The organism is Sphingomonas sp. Leaf21, assembly GCF_916858675.1.
Classification (GTDB): Bacteria; Pseudomonadota; Alphaproteobacteria; order Sphingomonadales; family Sphingomonadaceae; genus Sphingomonas.
In genome coordinates, this window is the sequence record NZ_CAKASM010000009.1 from 16,984 (window position 1) to 36,145 (window position 19,162).

Sequence of the window (19,162 nt, forward strand, 5' to 3'; positions counted from 1 at the left end):
AAAATGGAAAAGCCGTGGTGCGCGATCTATCGTCGGGCGGGCGCCGCCATCACGGCGCGCAGCACGATGGCGAGGCCGATCAGATAGAGGAACAGCAGCATCGCCAGCGTGCCGTCCGGGCCCATGGCAAGACATGCGAGCCCCACCAGCAATAGTCCGCCGCCCCCGATCAAAATCCGGGGAAACAGCGCATTGGGGTCGGTGGACGACGGCGACAGGTCGTGCGGCATCAGCATGGGAAAGGCTCCTCGAAGGCAGGGGTGTGAAGGTGATCGCGCAAGGCGGCAGCGATGGCGTGCATCGCGTCGATCGTACCCGCCGCGTCGCGAAGCGCGGGCAGCCAGGTGAAATCATGGATCATGCCGATCACCCGCGCGGCGGACAGGTCGACGCCCTGCCCCATCAGGCGGCGGCCCAGTGCTTCGGCGGGCTCGGCGAAAGGGTCCGCCTCGGCCGTGAGTAGCAGCGTTCGGGGGAAACCGAAGGGATCGACCGTCATCGCGACCGGGTCGACGATCGCAGCGGCTTTCCCCGCCAGATCTTCCGCCCGGTCGGTGTCCAGCCATTCCGTGCCAGCCACGTCGGAGGGATCTCCCAGCGTCGGGGTCGCCAATATGAGCAGCCGGATCGACCAACCGACCGGTCGCGCCACCACCAGCGCCAGGGCGATCGCCGCGCCCAGACCGTCACCGCCGACCGCGATCGGCCCCCGATCGGCCAGCGGCATCGCCGCGACCAGCGCGGCGGCACCCGACAGGTCGGCATCGGCGATCCGGTAACGCAGGATCGCGACGCCCGCTTCCTCCGCGAGCGCTTGCAGCGCGGGCAACCGGTCCTCGCGCCGATCCGAGGCGACTTCCAGATAGAGGAACAGTGGCAGCGGCCGGTCGCCCCGAGCCGGACGAAGCGTCACGAGCGTCGTTGCGCCTTCGCCCTGTCGGTCGGCGCCTTCCTGCCAACGGTCAAGGAACGACTGGACGACGGGATCGAGGACGGGATGCTCGGCAACCGTCGAAAGCCGCACGGCGCGTGCCGCGCTGGCAGGAATGATGTCGTGAGGCACGGGGCAAGTCCTTCAAATCGCGTGTCGATCACTGACCGACTGACAAGAAGGACTATGGCCGCCGCACCCGATCCCCGCGAGTGAAGCGTCGTGAAGAGTCGTTAAGCGCCTTCGCGCCGCCAGGGCACGTCCCCCCCGCCGCCCGCTGCGACGGCATACATTTCCGCCTGCATCCCGCTGACCCGATCGGGCGCGCGGGCGGCGGGATCGAGCGCCCGCCCATATCCCAAGACGAAGCTGTGCCAGTGGTCGAGGCCGTGGCGGGTCGTGCGCCGTGCCAGCGCCGCGATCCATTCGGCCGCCAGCGCGGGCTCATTCGCCGCGATCGCCACCGGAATGCAGCCGACCGCCAGCCCGTAGCAGGTGGACAGCGCGTGATCGATCCGCTCGGCGTCCTGCGCACAGTCGCGGGCAAGGGCCATGGCGGTCGCCAGGTCGCCCTCGGCCCAATGGAGCCGCATCAACAGGCTGAGCACCGCGATCTTGCCGTCGACCTGGGCGTGATTGGCATGGTTGGCGCGTTCGGGCGCGGCGTCGCCCGCCATCACTACCTCCAGCTTGCGGCGCGACCCGGCGTGGTCCCCCGAGAAATGCAGGGACAGCGCCAGCATGTGAGCCGCCGTCTGCCGATCCGCCAGGGCGCCGTGCGCACCCACTCGCGCATCGAAGCGCTCGGCGAGGACGAGGCTTTCCACATAGCGCCCGGCCAGGATGCTCTGCGCCCACACCCCCCAAAGCGCGCGCAAGGCGAGCGGGGCCGAACCGATCTCCTCGGCCAGTGACAGCGCGCGGGCAAAGGCATCGGCCATGGCCTGAACCGGCCCCTCGGTATGCCAGAGGCCATGGCCATAGGCGGTCAGCAGTTCGACCTGCCGCGCGGGCTCCACCGCACCCGCCGCCATGTTCGCGATCACCCCCTCGGCATAGCGCAGGAATTCGGCGGGCAGCGACAGGTGGAACCACAGGGGCGCGGCGGCGATGACCAGTTCGGCTGCCAGGCTGGCGTCCTTGCCTCCGCCGGCCCAGGCGATGGCGCTGCGGACATCGTCGATGCGCACGCTGTATTCGGCCAGCCATTCGCGCGGCGCCTTGCCCTCCCAGGCGGCGGCACTGTCGGCCAGCCCGCGCAGCAGCACATGTGCGTGATCGCGGTGCGCCTGTTCGGCCATACCGGTCGCGCGCAGCCGTTCCTGCCCATAATGCCGCGTGGTATCCAGCAACCGGTAGCGCATCGACCGGGACGATGGCGTCGCGACGACGAGCGACTTGGCGACGAGTTCGGCGAGCAACGCGTCGGCCGCGAACCGGCCGATGCCCGCACCTGCCGCCATGGCCGCCGCATCGTCGATATCGAAATGGCTGCGGAACAGCGCGAGCCGATCGAGCAACTGTTGAAGCGGCACCGCGAGCAGGTCGTAGCTCCAGTCCAGCGCGCCGCGCAGCGTCCGGTGGCGCGGCAGCGCGGTGCGCCGCCCGCGCGTCAGCAGCGCGAAACGATCGTCCAGCGCATCGGCGATCGCCTGCGGCGTCATCGTGTCGATCCGTGCGGCGGCCAGTTCGATCGCCAGCGGAATGCCGTCCAGCTTGCGGCAGATGTCGACGACCAGGGGCGCGCTGCGTGCATCGAGACGGAAATCGGCGTTGGCGGCGCGGGCGCGTTCGTCGAACAGGGCCGGGGCGGAGAGTTGGACCACCTGCTCCAGGCTGGCCGTCGCATGTTCGTCGGGCAGTTCGAGCGCGGCGAGCCGGTGGACCCACTCGCCCTGCGCGCGTAGCGGTTCATGGCTGGTGACGAGCAGCATCACCCGCGCGTTGGCGTGCAGCACCTGTTCGGCGAGCGACGCGGCGGCATCGATGACATGCTCGCAATTATCGAGGAGGATGAGCGAGGGCCGCTCGCCCAGCCTTGCCGCGATGCGCCGGGACAAATCTGTGCCGGACGCCGGGAGTTCGAGCGTGGTGGCGAGCGCCGCCGCCACCATCGTCGCGTCCGTCACGGGAGCCAGATCGACGAACCAGGCCTCGATACCCATCGCCTGCGCCAGGCGGTGGCCGATCGCGGTGGCGGCGGTCGTCTTGCCGATCCCGCCGGGGCCGACGATCGAGATGAAGCGCCGCTCGACCAGTTCCTCGGCGATCGTCGCGATCACGTCGTCCCGCCCGAAAATTCGCCCGAGCGACGCGGGCAGCCGGGACACGCGGCCTTCGGTCACGGGGGGCATGTCCCCGCCGCCCAACCGCTCGACCGGCAACGCCAGTCGATAGCCTCGCCCGGCATCCGCCACGATCGTGGCTTCGCCGCTCGGCATCGCCAGCGCCTTGCGCGCGGCGGACAGATGGACGCGGATCGCACTGTCGTCGATCACCTGGTTCGGCCAAACCCGGTCGATCAGCGCGTCACGCGCCACCAACCGCCCCTCCGCCTCGACCAGAACCGCCAACAGGTTGAGCGCGCGCCCGCCCAGTTTCAGCGGCGTGCCATCACGGGTCAACGCCAGTTGCGGGACGTCCATCTGGAAGGGACCGAAACGATAGCGGACGCCGGTCATGGCAGGATGGAACCTTTTGCGGATGATGGATCATGCATCTCTAACCGCGGACAAATTTCTTGAGAATGCCCAGTTTTCGATTGGAAGCGAAAGACCCGCAATCCTGGCATCGTCGCCTTAGCCGGATCCGGCCAGTCCCATACCGGGGTGGCGTGGCGTGGTCGGCCTTTTCGAATCCCGGTCATCGGTCCCGGCAGCAATGCACATCACTGGGTGCCGCCTCCCGCCCGCCTGACGAAGACATAGCTCAGCGACAGCAGGAGCAGGAAGGGAACGCCATAAAGCAGGGTCGATGCGAACGGGCCGGTGAAGGGCGTGGTGAGCAGGATCGCGCCCATCGCCGCCGCCCCGGCCGCGCTCGTGAACGGATAGCCCCACATGCGAAACGCGAGGGCGCCGGACCGTGATCGCCTGCGAAAGGCCAGGTGCGTCACGAAAATCATCATCCAGGCGAACATCGCCCCGAAGGCCGAGATGCCGATCATCATGCCGAATGCGCGTTGCGGCTCGTAGAGGTACAGCAACGTCGCGGGCGCTATCCCCATTGCGGATACCAGCAAGGCGATCAGCGGCACCCCCGCGCCGTTCACCCTGCCCAGCGGCCGGGGCGCCTGTCGCGCGCGGGCGAGGCTGAACAGCATCCGCGTCGCCGTGTAGAGCTGGCTGTTCATCGCGGACAGCGCGGCGGTCAGGACCACGGCGTTGAGCAGCCCCGCGCCGCCCGGAATGCCGACCGCCAGCATCACCGCGACGAACGGGCTCGACGCGCTACCGGCCTGGGTCCACGGAACGATCGCGAGCATCAGCGCCAGCGTGCCGAGGTAGAAGATCGCCAGCCGCAGCATCGTTGCGCGAAAGGCCCGAACGATCGCGCGTTCGGGATCGACCGCCTCGCCCGCCGCGACCGCGATCATCTCGATGCCGAGATAGCTGAAGATGGAGACGATCACCGCGCTCCAGAGGCCGCCGAAGCCATGGGGTGCGAAGCCGCCATGGGCCAGGTAGTTCCCTATCCCGATCGCCGATCCCTCCGGCGCGCGCGCGACGACCACGGAACCGAGCAGCAGAAAGCCCAGGATCGCGGCGACCTTGATCGCGGAGAAGACATATTCGATCGCGCCGAACAGCCCGACGCTCGCCGCATTGACCAGCAGCAGCGCCGCGCCGAACAACAGCATCCAGATCCAGCCCGGCACCGACGGCAGCCAGAATTGCATATAGATCGCGACCGCGGTCAATTCGGTCCCGACCGCGAGCACCAGCGCCGACCAATAGGCGTAGCGCACGACGAACCCCGCCCATGGACCCAGGTACAGCCCGGCCAGATCGCCGAACGAGCCGCTGGTCGGATGCGCGACGGTCATCTCGGCGAGACACCCCATCAGCAGCAATGCGATGACCCCGCCGATCGCATAGCTGACGAGCACCGCCGGACCGGCGAGCCCGATCGCCAGACCGCTGCCGAGGAAAAGGCCCGTGCCGATCGCCCCGCCGATCGCGATCATCGCCAACTGGCCCGAGGTCAGGCGGCGGCGGAGGTTTCCTCCCGGTTCGCCGCTCACGTCACCGCCTCGCGTTGCTGCAGCCTTTCGTCTTCCCACGCGCGGCCGGTCATCACCTCGCGGATGATCTCGACCGCGTCCCAGACATCGACGAACCGCGTGTAGAGCGGCGCGAAGCCCATGCGCAGCAGGTCGGGCGCGCGAAAGTCACCGATCACGCCACGCTCGATCAGCGCGCGACAGATCGGATAGGCGTGATCGTGCGCGAAGCAGACATGGCTGCCGCGCGCACGCGCCTCGCGCGGGGAAGACAGCGTAAAACCCTGCCCCCCGCAGCGCGCCTCCATCAGCCGAATGAACAGATCGCCCAGCGCCTCCCCCTTGGCGAACAGGTTCGGAAGGTCGACCCCGTCGAACTGGGCTAGCCCCTGCTCCAGCGCCGCCATCGCAAGGATGGGCGGTGTCCCGCACAGGAAGCGCGCAAGCCCCGTCGCCGGGCGATAGCTCTGCTCGAACGCGAAGGGCTGCACATGCCCCATCCAGCCGGACAGGACGGACGGCAGCGCGTCCTGCAACCGCCGGGCAACGAAGAGGAAGGCGGGCGCGCCCGGACCACCGTTGAGATATTTATAGCCGCAGCCCACCGCCAGGTCGGCGTCACTACCCGCCAGATCCACCGGCACGGCCCCGGCGCTATGGCTCAGGTCCCAGAGGATCAGCGCGCCCATTCGATGCGCGGCGGCGGTCAATGCGGCCATGTCCCGCCGATCGCCCGAACGGTAATCGACATGGGTCACCACGACGAGCGCGATATCATCGTCGATTTGGTTCGCCAGCGCGTCGCGCGGCGCGGCGCGGACGGCCCCGCCGATGAGCGCGGCGACCGCGTCCGCCATATATCGATCGGTCGGGAAGCCATCCGCCTCGATCAGGATCGTCCGCCTGTCCGGCCGCAACGCCACGGCACCGGCGATCAGCTTGAACAGGTTCACCGATGTGGAATCGCACGCGATCACCTCATCGGCCCGCGCGCCGACCAGCGGCGCGATCATACCGCCCAGCCGCGTCGGAAGGCCGATCCAGTCGTGGCGGTTCCAGCTGGTGATGAGGTCGCGGCCCCATTGGCCGGTCACGACCTGGGCCAGGTGCGCGGGCGTCGTGCGCGGCAGCGCGCCGAGAGAATTGCCGTCGAGATAGATCACCCCCTCGGGCAACGCGAACCGGTCGCGCATCGCGGTGAGCGAACTGGCGGCGTCCAGTGCCAGCGCATCCTGTCGGGTGAAACCTGCCGTCATCATCGGTCGTCCTGCTGTTCGAGCCCCAACAGGCAAAGGACCGCGCCGATCGCGGCCTCACCCGCTGGCCTGCCCGGCGTTATCAGTTCGAAATGCCCCTGATCGGCGATCGTCAGCCTCTGCACCCTATCCCCCCGCCTTTCGACCCTGGCCGCGTAATCGTCGGCGAAGCATGGCGGCGCGATCGTGTCAGCCTCACCCGAAACCAGTATCTGCGCGACGCCGAGCGGCGCCAATGCGACCGGCGACGTATCGCCATAGGGATCGGGGCGTGCCGATGTCGCGGGCCCGATCAGCCGCTCCACCGTATCGGCACCACATGCCTCCGCCGCCGCGATCCGTACATGGGCCAGGTCGGGCAGACCGCCCAGGCTGACGACGCCGACCGGGGTCAGCGGTCGTTCGGTGTGCAGGACGCTTCCCTGCGCGATCGCATGTCGGCTCGCCGACCAGAGCGCCAAATGCCCGCCCGCCGAATGGCCGACCGCGACGACGCGTCCCATGTCCAGATCGAGCGCCCCGCCTCGGTCGCGCAAGAGGTCGGCAGCCGCCGCCACGTCCAGGAACGTTCCGGGATAGCCGCCGCCCGGCACGTCGATCCCGCGATATTCCACATTCCAGACCGCCACGCCCCGATCGACCAGAGCCTCGGCAAACCGCCCCATGATACCCACCGTGGCGACGGCCGTCTGCCAACAGCCACCGTGGATCAAGAGCACGACGGGGAATGGGCCGCTTCCCTCCGGCTTCCAAAACTCGACATGCTCGAGCGGATCGCTGCCATAGGCGAAGGTCACCGACGGCGCGGGCTGCGCAAGCGTCTTGAAATCCGCATGGCTCATGATCTCGTGCGGGACGGTGGAACGCGTGTGCATCCGCAAGGGATTAGGGCGTTGCAGCCATCGGGCGCCAGCCCATTTGTCGCTGTTTTTCGCGTCTGGATGTCTCCTCGCTGTTCCAGCCCGTGGAATTGTCGGCAATGGCGGCATCCGGCGTGGCGAGACCCGTTCCGCATGGCATTTCGATGATGACTCCATGAAATGATCGCCATGTCCCCATGCGACGGGATATTTCAGGATGATCCGATGTTGAGCAGCCGATCTTTGAGAGGATGCTCACGATGAACACGGTCTGGGCCTTTCCTTTCATCTTCGTCGCCGGGATGCTTCAGGCGGCGGGAGCGGCCATGGGGGGACAGCTCAACAAGTCGATCGGCAACCCGTGGCTTGCCACGTCGATCTCGTTCATGCTCGTCCTCTTCCTGACCCTGGCCCTGTTCGCCTGCATGCCAAAGCCCCTGCCCGTGGCGGGCGACCTGGCCGCCATGCCCTGGTGGGCGCCACTCGGCGGCATCGTCGGCGCGGTCGCGGTCTTCGCGGGCTTCCTGCTGATCCAGAAGCTGGGCGCCGGGCCGGTCAACGGCATCACCATCACCGCGAACATCATCGCCAGCCTGGCGATCGATCACTTCGGCCTGTTGCGGATGGAGCCGCATGCCATGAACCCCTGGCGGGCGCTCGGCGCGGTCCTGATGATCGGCGGCGTGACGCTGATCGCCAAATTCTGATCTCCCGGGAACATGCTTGCGGCGCGTTTTCAAACGGGCTTTAAGGAAATCGCGTCGTCCCGAACCATGTCGACGCCTCCGACGAGCCGCGTTTGACGATAGCCGAGGATCGCCGCCTTTGCCGGGATGACGGAACTCCGGCGGCATCGATCACCCGCCTTGCAACGATGATGGACCATCCGTGACCACCAAAATCTACCTGTCCGCCGATCAGCTTCTGGAGGATTCGTTCCGCCTCGCCAATCTCGTCTTCGACTCCGGCTTTCGTCCGACGCATATCGTCGGCATCTGGCGCGGCGGGGCGCCGGTCGGCATCGCGGTTCAGGAACTGCTCGAATATCGCGGCGTGCAGAGCGATCACATCGCGATCCGCACCGCCTCCTACACCGGCATCGACCAGCAGGAGCCGCAGGTCCGCATATACGGCCTGGGCCATCTGGTGGACGTCCTCGACCCCGAGGATCGCCTGCTGCTGATCGACGATGTCTTCGATTCCGGGCGCTCGATCCGCGCGCTGCTGAACGAACTCCATCTGCGGTGCCGGAGGAATATTCCCGACGAGGTGAAGGTCGCCACCGTCTATTACAAGCCCTCGCGCAACGTCACCGATCTGAGGCCGGACTATTTCGTCCACGAGACGAACGACTGGCTCATCTTCCCGCACGAGATCAACGGGCTGACCGAAGAGGAAATCCGCGCGCACAAGCACGGTGCGAACATCATCCTGCGCTGACGCCGGACATGGAAACGCGTGGAGGACAGGATGGGCCGGAGCGTCTATCGTCGGACGACATATTTCCCGGTTGTCGAAAGGTTTGGCTCTGTGCGGTGCATGTCCCTGTTGTTGGCCTCGGCCATGGTCCTCGCCGCACCCGCCAACGCCGCAAGCCAGGCGACGCCACAGCCGACCACCTCGGCAGCGGCGATGTCCGGCCCGGCCTGGCGCACGGCCTCGCATCTTCACCGGGGGGTCAATATCCTCGGTTACGACCCGATCTGGCGCGTTCCGGCGAAGGCGCGGTTCAAGGCGCGCCATTTCCGGATCATCAGACAGGGCGGGTTCGATTTTGTCCGCGTGGTCCTTCAGTCCTTCGGCCATATGGACGCGCAGAACCGGCTCGATCCGCAATGGCTGAGGACGCTCGACGGGGTCGTCAAGGACGCCACGGCGGCGGGGTTGAGCGTCATCATCGACGAACACGACTTCAACCTATGCTCGGCGGAACCGGACGCGTGCGAGCCCAAGCTGATCGCTTTCTGGACCCAGATCGGCGAGCGATATCGCAACGCGCCCGACACGGTGCTTTTCGAACTGCTCAACGAGCCACATGCGCCGCTGGACGATGCGCGCTGGAACGCGATGCTGCGCAAACTGATCCCCGTCGTCCGGGCGACCAATCCGACGCGCACACTGGTCATCGGGCCCAGCCGCTGGAATAATCTGGAGGAACTGCCCAAGCTGGAATTGCCGAAGGACGACCGGAATATCCTCGTCACCTTCCATTCCTATGAGCCGTTCCGCTTCACCCATCAGGGCGCGCCCTGGGCGCACGACATGGTCGGTGTGAAGGGCGTGCCGTTCACCGCCGCCGACGAAGCGCGGATCAACGCCGATTACGACAAGGTGGGGGCCTGGTCGAAGGCCAATGACCGCCCCGTGCTGATGGGGGAGTTCGGCGCCTATGAGAAGAGCGGCACGCCGATGGCGGCGCGGGCCCGCTACACCGCGACGGTCCGCCGCGAGGCGGAAGCGCACGGCTTTCCCTGGGCCTATTGGCAATTCGACAGCGACTTCATCCTGTACGATATCGATCGCGACCAGTGGGTCGAGCCGATCCGGCAGGCGCTCGTACCGAAGGAAGGCTGAGTAGCGTCGCCGCGTTACGCCCCGACGCGGCTCGCCTGCTGGTCCAGCACGATCCGCAGCGCGCCTTTCGGGGTCGTACCGGTGACGATCGCCTGCCCGACAAAGCCCGTCGCGCTATAGCTTCCCGAGCGGACGATGCGCATCGGCGTGCCCTTCTTCTGCGGACAGGCCAGCGTCTGCGCGTAGCGACCATCGGCGACGGTCTGGCTCTCGATCCGGCACTGCGCCTTGGGGTCGGGTGCGAGCAGCGCCTCGATACCCTGCCCCGCCGCGACCTGCTTGCGCTCCGCCTTGCTCTTGCCCCGCGCCATACGGACGAAGAAGCCGGGGACGCCCGGTATGGCGAGGTCGACGACCTTCGACCGCACGTCCCACGCGCCCGCCTGTACCGGCGGCGTGACGGTCGCGCCGGGTTGCGCGGCGAAGGCTATGGCAATGGCGAGCAGGCTGATCATCACCCGATGGTGAACCTCGCACGGACACAGCGCAATACGATATGAAGCCCCTTGCGACCGGGCAAATGTCGGACATAATGAACGGGTAATGATGTGACGAGGCGCCGCGGCTGCCATCGCCGCTACCGGGAGAGTCCGAATGAATGGCGCGCTGCGTCCCCTGAGCATCGTCTGCCTTGCCCTGACGGCGGCGGCCCCGGCCGCCGATCCGGCGACCGACGCCGTCGCGCAGGCATTGCGCAACCAGCCCGCCTTCGCTTCCCCGGTTCGCGGAAACCTGACGCTGCCCGACGACGCGTCGACGCTGACCGGGCTCGCTGACGTGCGAGACCCGGGTCACGCACGGATCAGTTGGCGCTCGTCCGATCCCGCTGTCATTTCCGACGCCGATCGCGGCCGAGGCGCCGATATCGTTCGCAAGGGGCGCGTCACGCGCGGCCGGGCCGACCGCCGCGTGCGCCTGACCGCCACGGTCGCGATGCCGGGCCATGCGTCCGTATCCGTCCCGATCGACGTGATCGTAAAGGCCGCGCCGCCAGCCGCGCATCCGCCCTCCGCCTATATGTTCGTCTATTTCACCGGCAACACGATCGACGGCGAGAAGCTCCGTTTCGCCGTGTCCGAGGGCAATAACGCGCTGCAATGGAAGAGCCTGAACGACGCCCGGCCGATCCTCGAATCGCACGAGGGCACGCGCGGCCTCCGCGACCCCTTCATCATGCGCTCGGCCGAGGGGGATCGCTTCTTCCTGCTCGCCACGGACCTTTCGACGGGTCGAACCGGCTGGGGCGGTTCGACGAGCCGGGGCAGCCGGCATCTCGAAATCTGGGAATCGACCGACCTGATCCACTGGGGCAAGCAGCGGCATGTCCGCGTGAACCTGCCCGATGCCGGTATGACCTGGGCGCCCGAGGCCACCTACGACCCGGCGATCGGCGCCTATGTCGTCTATTGGACCTCCACGCTCTACAAGGACGCGGACCACAAGGTCGAGGATGGCGACGGCCCGCAGATCTTGCGCGCGACGACCCGCGACTTCCGCACCTTCACCACGCCCGAGCCGTGGTTCAAGGCCGACGACGTTCCCGGTGCGGTCAAGGCCAAGGGCATGATCGACGCGACGGTCATGGCCGACAAGGGCCGATATTACCGCTTCACCAAGGTCAGCGACGCGGCGGGCTGTCCGTCGAGCGACATCCTCGCGCAGACATCCACCAACCTCCGCGCCGATGGACGTTCCGGCGCGTGGACGATCATCGATCGCTGCATCGGCCGTCGCGCCGGAACGCCCGAGGTGGAGGGCCCGACGGCCTTCCGCGCCAATCCCGGCGATACGAGCGGGTTCCGGTATTTCCTGTGGGTCGATGACTATGGCGGCGTCGGATATATCCCGCTCGCCACCCAATCGCTCGCCACCCAATCGCCCGATGGCAAGATCGCGTGGTCCTATCCGCGTCGGTTCAACCTGCCAAAGTCCCCGCGCCACGGCACGGTGTTGCCGATCACCGCGGCGGAGCATGCCCGTCTGGTGGCCCATTGGAACGCGGTCGCAGCCGACGAGGCCGCCCTTGCCGAACGCTGGGTCGTCGCCCCGGTCCTGGCATCGGGAACGAGGCTGCCGGTGCCTGCGGGATATGTCGCCACCTGGCGCGCCGATGGCCGAGCCCTGCCCGAAGGAGTCCTGACGAACCCCGATGAGGGCGCACGCCGGACCCGTCTCGACGGAACGCTGATGCGACCGGATGGCACGACCCTGACCAAGACGTTCAACGTCACGCTGCTGGGCAAGTCCGCCCGCCAGCTCGAGGCCTATGCGCGCACTCCCTCGACTGCGCAGGAGGCGAACCAGCCGACCGTCGCGCGGAGCGTCCATCTGTCGCTGACCGGAGCCGATGGACTGATGACCCCGATGAACGACGATTACGGCATCGTCTTCGCGCGCGGCACCTATACCGGTGTCGATCGCGTGGCGCTCCGGGGCGTGGCCGATCCGTCCCTCTTCCACTTCGCCGACGGATCGATCGGCGTCATCGCGAGCCGCGTGAACATGGACGGCGTTCCGGACCCCGCCCCCTCGGCGACGGTCATCTTCCAACGCGATCCGAAATCCGGCGAGTTCGTCGAGCTCGGCACGCTGGACCTGCAATCCGATCAGGGGATTGGCCAGCCACGTGCCATCTGGGACAGCGCGAACCGCCACTATGTCGTGTCATGGACCGACCGCGCAGGCCAGCCGCGCTGGACGACGGTCGCCGACCTCGCCCGGGTGGAATGGCGTGAAACGCCCTATTATCCGGCACATGGTGGACGGCGCGGACGGATCGCCTCGACCGGCAATGTCGGCGGGGTTCGCACCGGTGTCGTGACGGTCACCGCCCAGGACACGCTGCCGATCGATGCCGCCACCGCGACGGCGCTGACCGCGCGCTTCGGCCGCATCGTCAACCGCACCGCGGACGTCGCCCCCCAGGTCATTGCCCGGGGCCGGACCGGCGACCTCGCCAAGGTGCGCGTGACGCTCGGCTATTCGGACGGCTCCACCGCCACGCGCGCGGTGGATTGGGACGCCGCCGATATGGCACAGCTTTCCACGCCCGGCCTTTACCGGGTTCACGGCACCATCCGCCAGCCTCGCTATCCGGCGATCTTCGCCTACAACCGCGCCGATCCCGATATCTATCGCTGGGAGCATGACGGACGGGTCCGCTACCTCTTCACCGCCACCGACGATACGAACAACGACAATGTCGGCTCGGCCCACCTGCCGCTTCGCATCGCGGACACGATCGAAGGTCTCAGCGACGAACATGGCGGCCGCGACCGCGAAGTCGACCTGCTCAATCGACGGACCCGCCGCGACGCCACGGCGGCCGGCCGGGTGATCGCCGGATGCTATTGGGCGCCGGAAATCCACGAGATCGGCGGCAAGCTGTCGATCCTATTCGCGCCCTGCTTCAACCCGACCGACGACCGGTCGAACGAAGGCGGGTCATGGTCGACGGTGCAGTCGCATATCATCCAGCTCCGCGACGGCGGCGACCCCGCCAATCCCGCCGACTGGTCGAAGCCGATGGCGATCGGCAACGCCGACGGCACACTGCTGGGGCGCCCCGAAATGCCCGCCAATATCAGCCTCGACATGTCCTATTTCGAGCTGCGCGGTCAGGGCTATTACACATGGTCGCAGCGTTACATTCCGACCTCCGGCGCGATGGGCGATCCGTTGACGTGGATCGCCAGGGTCGACCCCGATGACCCCACCCGGCTGTCCGGGCCGGCGTCGCCGATCATCGCCCCGGAGACCTCCGTGGAGGAAAACCTGGCCGAGGGCGCGTTCGCGCTCGTCCATGGCGGGCGGGTGACGCTGGTCTATTCCAGTTCGGGGGTCAGCCCGACCTATGTCGTCAACGGCATCTCCGCGCCGCTCGACAGCGATCCGACGCGTATCGATGCGTGGCGCAAATGGTCGTCGCCGCTCCAGAAAAGCGTGCCGATGCCAGCGGGCGAGCGAGACTATCGCCGATACGAGCAGGGGCCGGGACATGGCAGCTTCACCAGCGACGAGGATGGCAACCCGCTCTATATCTATCATAGCTGGGGCAATGGCGTCGGCGGTGACGGGCGCGACGCACGCGTGCGCCGCGTCCACTGGGCGATGGATGGCCGACCGCTGCTGGAGATGCGCGACGACGAGGAAGTCGCCCCCGGGAACCGTCGCGTGGCGATGGAGGTCCGCGTTCGCTGATCCTTCAATAGGCGGTGAAGGTGAACGGGATACGCAACGTCGTGCGCACATCCGCCGCGTCGTCGGTCGCGCCGACCTCGACATTCCAGTTGATCGTCGTGCTCGGCGACGTGCGATAGCTCACCCCGAGCAACAGGCGGCCGATCTGAAGGTCACGGCTGACGGCCGTCATCGCGTCGCCCAGTTCCTGCGTCGTCTGGTTGAGCGCCCGCACCCGCGTCCTGGTGCCCATCGCCCAGGTGTGCGCATAGCCGAAGCTGATCGACGTGCGCGGGTTGAGCGCGATCGCGATGCCTGCGCTGGCGGACGGCTGGCTGCCCGGCGCGACACGCTCGATATAGGCTGCGCCGATCTGGCGGTTGATCGTGCGCGCGAAATTATAGGTGTAGCCGAGCGTGGCGAACAGCACCGCCGGATCGGTCGGCAGGATCGCGGTCAAATTGGGCGTGACGCCCCAGAATCCCGCCCCCGTCGCTCCCTTCAGCGCATTGCCGAGCGGATCGCGCGGCACGCTGAACGGATCGGTGCCCGTCGGCGCCACCGCCTGCACGCCCGCGATCAGATATGGCGCGCCGTTGCGCCCATCGGTGATCTGATAGCGTAGCCCGAAGTCGATATCGCCGATGTTCGCGCCACTGACCGGCCGATCGAGTTGCCCGGCATTGGGCTGGCCGGGATTGGCGACCGGCGCCAGCACCGACTTGTCCGAGCGATAGACGAAGGGCAGCCGCCCGTTGATCTCGAGGCGGCTGGTCAGCCCCAGTCGCCCGACCGCGCCGACCGTCAGCACATCCTGTCGGCTTTCGTTGATGTCGAAGACGCCGATCAGTACCGCCTCGGGAATCTGCACGCCCCGGAACACCACCTGATTGCGGTCGGCGCGCGCATATTCGAAGTTCACTTCCATCGTCGCGCGTCTGGCCTTGGTGATGATGCCGCCCTGTTCGGCCAGCACCGCGACCTGCACCTGACGCTGGTCGGACGGTGCCTCGCCGACCGTCTGCACCTCTCCCCCCGCCGTCGAGGCGACGGCCGTCGCGGGCGGTGGGACCGGCGGTGGCGAGGCGGGCAACGGCACCCCGCCCGGCGGCAGCGCGGTCTGCGCCGATTGCGTCGCGGCATCGCCACGCCCGGAAAGCCGCGCCTCCAGTCGATCGATCCGCGCCCGCTGCTCGTCCAGCGCGCGTTGCTGGCGTTCCAGCTCCTGGCGTTCGGCGGCCAGCGTGCGACGCAGATCCTCATTGCCGCCGTCCACACCCGTCGTCGCGGGCACCTGTTGCTGGGCCAGCGATGGCGCGGCGATCAGGCCCAGCGAAAGGAGCGCGAAAGAGGCCGATGGTCGCATCGATGATCGTTCCTTCGTCATGGGGTTCAGCGTGATCCGGCGGCTTCGGTGGCGATGCGGTTGACCATCAGGACGCCGTTCATCAGTCCGGCGGGCAGTCCGACCAGGTTGACGTTGACGGTGCTGACGGTGTCGATGACCCGGTCATTGGCGGTGTTGGACACCACCGCGCCGGTCGCCTGACCGACGAGGTGCCGTATCTCGGTCGTCGGGGTCAGCAACTGCACCTGGCTGCCGCGATCGTCGCTGGTCAGCCGGATCGTCCCCGAACTCGCCGCGACGGCTGGTCCGTTCGGGGTGACCGGCACCGGCGTCTGGCCCGAGGCGTCGAGCCAGCCGGTCGTCGGTCCGGACACGATGTTGACGCCCGGCGATCCCGCCCCCGGCGCGGTCACGATGGTCCCGGTCGGCGTGCGCGAGACGGAGACGGTCGGCCAGTCGGGCTCGCCCGTCCCGACGGTGACGGTGCCGGGCACCTGCGCCTGGCCGGTCGCGCCATTGGTGAAGACGCGCACGCCCGGCGCTTCGCTGGAGAAGATGGTGTGGAGCGCCAGCACGCCGTCGATGCGCGTCTGGATGTCTATGCCGATCGCGACGTTCAGCCCGTTGGGCAGCATCAGCCCGCCGCGCATCGTCGCCAATTCGCGATCCGGCACCGGCGCCGCATCGCCGACACGACGTGGATCGTCGGATTCGGGCGCGGCGGTCGCCAGCGCCGCGGCGAACAGGATCGCGAGCGGCATGTCAAAATTCTCCGAGACGGGGGCGGGTCAAGGCGAGTTGCGCGCTTTCCAGCGGGTCGGCTGGCAGGAAGGGCCGACCACGCGGCGCGCGCGCCAGGTCGGCGGGCATGTTGAAATGCGATCGCCCCACCGCATCACGACCGCTGATGATGAAGAAGACGCCGTTCCACTGCCTGGCGAAGCGCCCGATCGTCTCGCGCCGCAGGCCGAGCGACGGGTCGCCGAGAAGAAGCGTATCGTCATCGATCCCCTTGACGACGACGAAGTGGCGATAGCCTTCGAAGTCGATCAGCGCGATGCCGGGAATGCGCGCCTTGGCGATCTGCTCGATGCTGACCTTGAAGCCGTCCGCCGCGATCCCCCGCGCCGCCAGATAGCGCTTCATGTCGAGCAGCGAAAAGCCGAGCCGCCGGATCTGAGCCCGGTCGCCATCGCGGAACATGCCCAGAAAGACGCTCTGTTCGTTCTGCGGATCGGCATAATGGAAGCGAAGCAGCGTCGCGAGTGCGGCCGAACCGCAACTGAAGTCGTATTGCTGGCGCACCACGGTTTCGAAGCGACGGCCGATCAGGCTGGTGACGGGCGTTCCGAAATTGAGCGTCGAGGAGAAATTGACGCTGTTCCCGCCCTCGGGCAGCGGCATCGCCGTGCAACCCGCGAGCGTCAGCATCCCCCCGAACCCGATCAGCCGCGCTCGCGCCGCCCGCCCCATGGCTATTGGTTGATCGCGACGTTGACGTTCAGCGACGAGTTGATGGAAACATTGTTTCCGGTATTCGCGCTGAGCAGCGACAGGCCGTTCAGGCCCTGAAAGCTATTCTGGTCGAAGCTGATCGTGCCCGTCTCCGAATGACCGCTGACGCTGTTGCCGCTGACCGTGCTGCTGTTCTGGGCACGGATCACTTGGGACAGGTCCGACTGGCCGGTGACCGTTCCGAGCAGTGCGTTGTCGACCGGCGCGGCGCTGCCAAATGGTGACGCCTGGGGTTCGGCCGTGGTCGTCGGGGCGGTCTGGGCCGTTGCCGCCGCGGGGATCGCGACCGTCAACAGCGTCGCACCCAGGAAGAGAATACGCATGTGTCGTGCTCCCGACCGATCGCAGAGAGACGGGAGGGCGGCGTTGCCACCGCCCTCCCCACCCACTGCCTGTTATTGACCACCACCGAGGTTGATCGCCCCGGCCGAAACGCTGACGTTCACCGCCGAATTCTGCGATGCGCCGACGCCGGTGTTCATGTTGAGCGACTGTAGTCCCGCCAGGTTCTGGAACGCCCCGTCGCCGGTCGTCAGGCTGTTGTCGACCGAGGCCGTCGCGCCGCCGGGGGTCTGGCCATAGTCGACCCGAACGCCGGTGACATAGCTGGCCAGGGTCGCCGACGACACGACCGCGCTCGCGCCGAAGACGTTGGACGTCGAGGCTGCGCCGGTTCCGGCGGTCGCATAGCCGGTGCTGCGCGACGAGCTGTCGGCATAGCTCGCATCGCCATTGGTCGCGACCGATCCGCTGCCCGAGTTCCGGGCCGTGTTGCGGCGGTCGGAATTGTCGTTGGTCGACTGGTTGCGATTGTCGATCGCGTCGCCGTTGTTCGCCGCCACCTGCGCGCCGCTGGCCGAGCTGGTCTGCGAATTGTCGGTCGTCGACTGGTTACGGCTGTCGGTTGCATTGCCGTTGTTCGCCGCCACCTGCGCGCCACTGGCCGAGCTGACCTGCGAATTGTCGGTCATCGACTGATTGCGGCTGTCGCTGGCCGAACCGCTACCGTTATTGGCGACCTGCGCGCCCGAGGCACTGGACGTGGACGTATGCGTCGTGGTCGACTGGTTGCGGCTGTCGCTCGCCATGCTGCCACCGCTCGCCGCCACCTGCGCGCCGCTCGCCGAATTGTCGGTGTTCGTCGTCGTCATGCGCGAGTTGTTCGACTGGTCGCGGCTGTCGGTCGCCGATCCGCCGCCGTTATTGGCGACCTGCGCACCCGAGGCCGATGTGGTGCTCGTGTTCGTCGAGCGATTGGCATTGTCGGTATTCACCGTCGAGCGATCGGCATGATCGTTATAGGTGTAGGACCGATCCGCATTGTCGGTGTTGGTCACCGACTGGTTACGGCTGTCGGAGGCCGAGCCGCCATTGTTCGCGGCGACCTGCGCGCCGCTGGCCGACGAGTTGGTGGTGTTGACCGAGCGGTTCGAATTGTCGGTCATGGAGCGGTCGGCATTGTCGGTGCTGGTCACCGACTGGTTACGGCTGTCAGTCGCGGTGCTGCCGTTATTGGCCGCCACCTGTGCGCCCGAAGCGCCGCTGCTGTCCGTCGTCGTGTGCGAATTGTTGGAATTGTCGGTCATCGACCGGTTCGAGGAATCCGTCCAGGTCGAGCTGGCCGTATTGTTGCTGTCGTTCGTGGAATTGTTCGTCCGCGAATTGTTCGAATTGTCCGTCATCGACCGGTTCGACGAGTCGGTCCAGGCCGTGCTGGCCGTGTTGTTGCTGTCGTTCGTCGAATTGTTGGTGCGCGAATTGTTCGAGTTGTCCGTCGTCGAGCGGTTCGCATTGTCGGTCCATGAGCGATCCGACGAGTCGGTCCAGGTCGTGGTCGCCGTATTGCCGCTGTCGTTGGTCGACGCGTTCGTGCGCGTGTAGTTCGAATTGTCGGTGGTCGAACGGTTCGTATTGTCCGTCCATGCCTGCGAGTTCGAAGAGGTGTTGTTGCTGTTGTTGGTCGAATTGTTGGTGTTGTCGGTATTATAGGCGCTGCTCGCCACATCATTGCCTGCCGCATTGCCGGTGTTGGTCGCCGTGTAGCTCTGGGCGGGGTCGGTGGTCTGGGCGCCCACGGGCACGGTCCAGGCCAATACCGGAATGGAAGCGGCGATCAGAAGACTCGATTTCATGTCAAGCACCCCTTGTTGGCCGGTCATCCCGGCAATTTCAGAAGCCCGGCAACGCTGCGGACCGGACGGATCATGAAATATCGTTAATGTTTGGTTAACCATTCCTCCCATTCGCGGGCGAGCGCTCCCCCCAATCGTCGGCGTC

General features: G+C 67.1%; 17 protein-coding genes. 4 read left to right on the top strand and 13 right to left on the bottom strand.

Annotated elements, in window-relative coordinates:
• Positions 1-26: 26 nt before the first annotated feature.
• From LRP66_RS09480 to LRP66_RS09510, 7 genes are all read right to left on the bottom strand, one after another.
• A complete protein-coding gene (locus LRP66_RS09480) occupies positions 27-236 on the bottom strand; it encodes a hypothetical protein (protein ID WP_230482254.1) in 210 nt (69 codons plus the stop codon).
• A complete protein-coding gene (locus tag LRP66_RS09485) occupies positions 230-1,063 on the bottom strand; it encodes an alpha/beta hydrolase (protein WP_230482255.1) in 834 nt (277 codons plus the stop codon). Before LRP66_RS09485 ends, LRP66_RS09480 begins: the two co-directional genes overlap by 7 nt.
• Before the next feature lie 101 nt (positions 1,064-1,164).
• Positions 1,165-3,612, bottom strand: coding sequence for an ATP-binding protein (locus tag LRP66_RS09490; protein ID WP_230482256.1), 2,448 nt, complete (start codon positions 3,610-3,612; stop codon positions 1,165-1,167).
• A 206-nt stretch (positions 3,613-3,818) separates the two neighbouring features.
• Positions 3,819-5,174, bottom strand: a complete 1,356-nt coding sequence (locus tag LRP66_RS09495) for an amino acid permease (protein ID WP_230482257.1) — start codon at positions 5,172-5,174, stop codon at positions 3,819-3,821.
• Positions 5,171-6,409 (bottom strand): kynureninase, encoded by a 1,239-nt coding sequence (gene kynU, locus LRP66_RS09500; RefSeq protein ID WP_230482327.1) that lies wholly within the window; start codon positions 6,407-6,409, stop codon positions 5,171-5,173. The genes LRP66_RS09495 and kynU overlap by 4 nt, the downstream gene beginning before the upstream one ends.
• Complete coding sequence (locus LRP66_RS09505; RefSeq protein ID WP_230482258.1) at positions 6,409-7,284, bottom strand: alpha/beta hydrolase family protein; 876 nt, start codon at positions 7,282-7,284, stop codon at positions 6,409-6,411. Before LRP66_RS09505 ends, kynU begins: the two co-directional genes overlap by 1 nt.
• Before the next feature lie 10 nt (positions 7,285-7,294).
• A complete protein-coding gene (locus LRP66_RS09510) occupies positions 7,295-7,537 on the bottom strand; it encodes a hypothetical protein (RefSeq protein ID WP_230482259.1) in 243 nt (80 codons plus the stop codon).
• On the opposite strand from LRP66_RS09510, the gene LRP66_RS09515 reads away from it, so the two are divergent.
• The 3 genes from LRP66_RS09515 to LRP66_RS09525 all read left to right on the top strand — a co-directional run bounded on the left by LRP66_RS09515 (position 7,530) and on the right by LRP66_RS09525 (position 9,843).
• Positions 7,530-7,976 (top strand): DMT family transporter, encoded by a 447-nt coding sequence (locus tag LRP66_RS09515; RefSeq protein WP_230482260.1) that lies wholly within the window; start codon positions 7,530-7,532, stop codon positions 7,974-7,976. The genes LRP66_RS09510 and LRP66_RS09515 overlap by 8 nt on opposite strands.
• Positions 7,977-8,157: 181 nt before the next feature.
• A complete protein-coding gene (locus LRP66_RS09520; protein ID WP_230482261.1) occupies positions 8,158-8,709 on the top strand; it encodes a phosphoribosyltransferase in 552 nt (183 codons plus the stop codon).
• A gap of 99 nt (positions 8,710-8,808) precedes the next feature.
• Complete coding sequence (locus LRP66_RS09525) at positions 8,809-9,843, top strand: glycoside hydrolase family 5 protein (RefSeq protein WP_230482262.1); 1,035 nt, start codon at positions 8,809-8,811, stop codon at positions 9,841-9,843.
• Between the two features lie 14 nt (positions 9,844-9,857).
• On the opposite strand, the gene LRP66_RS09530 is transcribed toward LRP66_RS09525, so the two are convergent.
• Positions 9,858-10,298: a DUF3617 domain-containing protein gene (locus tag LRP66_RS09530; protein ID WP_230482328.1), complete on the bottom strand. Its 441-nt coding sequence runs from the start codon at positions 10,296-10,298 to the stop codon at positions 9,858-9,860.
• Between the two features lie 139 nt (positions 10,299-10,437).
• Between LRP66_RS09530 and LRP66_RS09535 the strand changes: the two genes are divergently transcribed.
• On the top strand, positions 10,438-14,043 hold the full coding sequence (locus LRP66_RS09535; protein WP_230482263.1) for a family 43 glycosylhydrolase: 3,606 nt from the start codon (positions 10,438-10,440) through the stop codon (positions 14,041-14,043).
• 4 nt (positions 14,044-14,047) lie between these two features.
• On the opposite strand, the gene LRP66_RS09540 is transcribed toward LRP66_RS09535, so the two are convergent.
• The 5 genes from LRP66_RS09540 to LRP66_RS09560 form a co-directional block, all read right to left on the bottom strand.
• Entirely contained in the window at positions 14,048-15,388 is a 1,341-nt protein-coding gene (locus LRP66_RS09540) for a transporter (RefSeq protein ID WP_230482264.1), read from the bottom strand.
• Between the two features lie 26 nt (positions 15,389-15,414).
• The gene (locus LRP66_RS09545; RefSeq protein ID WP_230482265.1) at positions 15,415-16,131 is read right to left on the bottom strand and encodes a hypothetical protein; all 717 of its coding nucleotides are present in this window, start codon (positions 16,129-16,131) and stop codon (positions 15,415-15,417) included.
• Between the two features lies 1 nt (position 16,132).
• A complete protein-coding gene (locus tag LRP66_RS09550) occupies positions 16,133-16,843 on the bottom strand; it encodes a C39 family peptidase (RefSeq protein ID WP_230482266.1) in 711 nt (236 codons plus the stop codon).
• Positions 16,844-16,845: 2 nt separating this feature from the next.
• Positions 16,846-17,208 carry a hypothetical protein gene (locus LRP66_RS09555; protein ID WP_230482267.1) on the bottom strand — a complete coding sequence of 121 codons (363 nt, stop codon included), beginning with the start codon at positions 17,206-17,208 and terminating at the stop codon, positions 16,846-16,848.
• 72 nt (positions 17,209-17,280) lie between these two features.
• Positions 17,281-19,017, bottom strand: a complete 1,737-nt coding sequence (locus tag LRP66_RS09560; protein WP_230482268.1) for a beta strand repeat-containing protein — start codon at positions 19,015-19,017, stop codon at positions 17,281-17,283.
• Between the last annotated feature and the right edge of the window lie 145 nt (positions 19,018-19,162).

Bases quoted from the DNA above. Each gene is read 5' to 3' on its own strand.
- LRP66_RS09525 (WP_230482262.1), top strand. From the start codon at position 8,809: ATGTCCCTGTTGTTGGCCTCGGCCATGGTCCTCGCCGCACCCGCCAAC.
- LRP66_RS09560 (WP_230482268.1), bottom strand. From the start codon at position 19,017: ATGAAATCGAGTCTTCTGATCGCCGCTTCCATTCCGGTATTGGCCTGG.
- LRP66_RS09535 (WP_230482263.1), top strand. From the start codon at position 10,438: ATGAATGGCGCGCTGCGTCCCCTGAGCATCGTCTGCCTTGCCCTGACG.
- LRP66_RS09505 (WP_230482258.1), bottom strand. From the start codon at position 7,284: ATGCACACGCGTTCCACCGTCCCGCACGAGATCATGAGCCATGCGGAT.
- LRP66_RS09555 (WP_230482267.1), bottom strand. From the start codon at position 17,208: ATGCGTATTCTCTTCCTGGGTGCGACGCTGTTGACGGTCGCGATCCCC.
- LRP66_RS09515 (WP_230482260.1), top strand. From the start codon at position 7,530: ATGAACACGGTCTGGGCCTTTCCTTTCATCTTCGTCGCCGGGATGCTT.
- LRP66_RS09550 (WP_230482266.1), bottom strand. From the start codon at position 16,843: ATGGGGCGGGCGGCGCGAGCGCGGCTGATCGGGTTCGGGGGGATGCTG.
- LRP66_RS09545 (WP_230482265.1), bottom strand. From the start codon at position 16,131: ATGCCGCTCGCGATCCTGTTCGCCGCGGCGCTGGCGACCGCCGCGCCC.
- LRP66_RS09480 (WP_230482254.1), bottom strand. From the start codon at position 236: ATGCTGATGCCGCACGACCTGTCGCCGTCGTCCACCGACCCCAATGCG.
- LRP66_RS09540 (WP_230482264.1), bottom strand. From the start codon at position 15,388: ATGCGACCATCGGCCTCTTTCGCGCTCCTTTCGCTGGGCCTGATCGCC.
- LRP66_RS09530 (WP_230482328.1), bottom strand. From the start codon at position 10,298: ATGATCAGCCTGCTCGCCATTGCCATAGCCTTCGCCGCGCAACCCGGC.
- kynU (WP_230482327.1), bottom strand. From the start codon at position 6,409: ATGACGGCAGGTTTCACCCGACAGGATGCGCTGGCACTGGACGCCGCC.
- LRP66_RS09490 (WP_230482256.1), bottom strand. From the start codon at position 3,612: ATGACCGGCGTCCGCTATCGTTTCGGTCCCTTCCAGATGGACGTCCCG.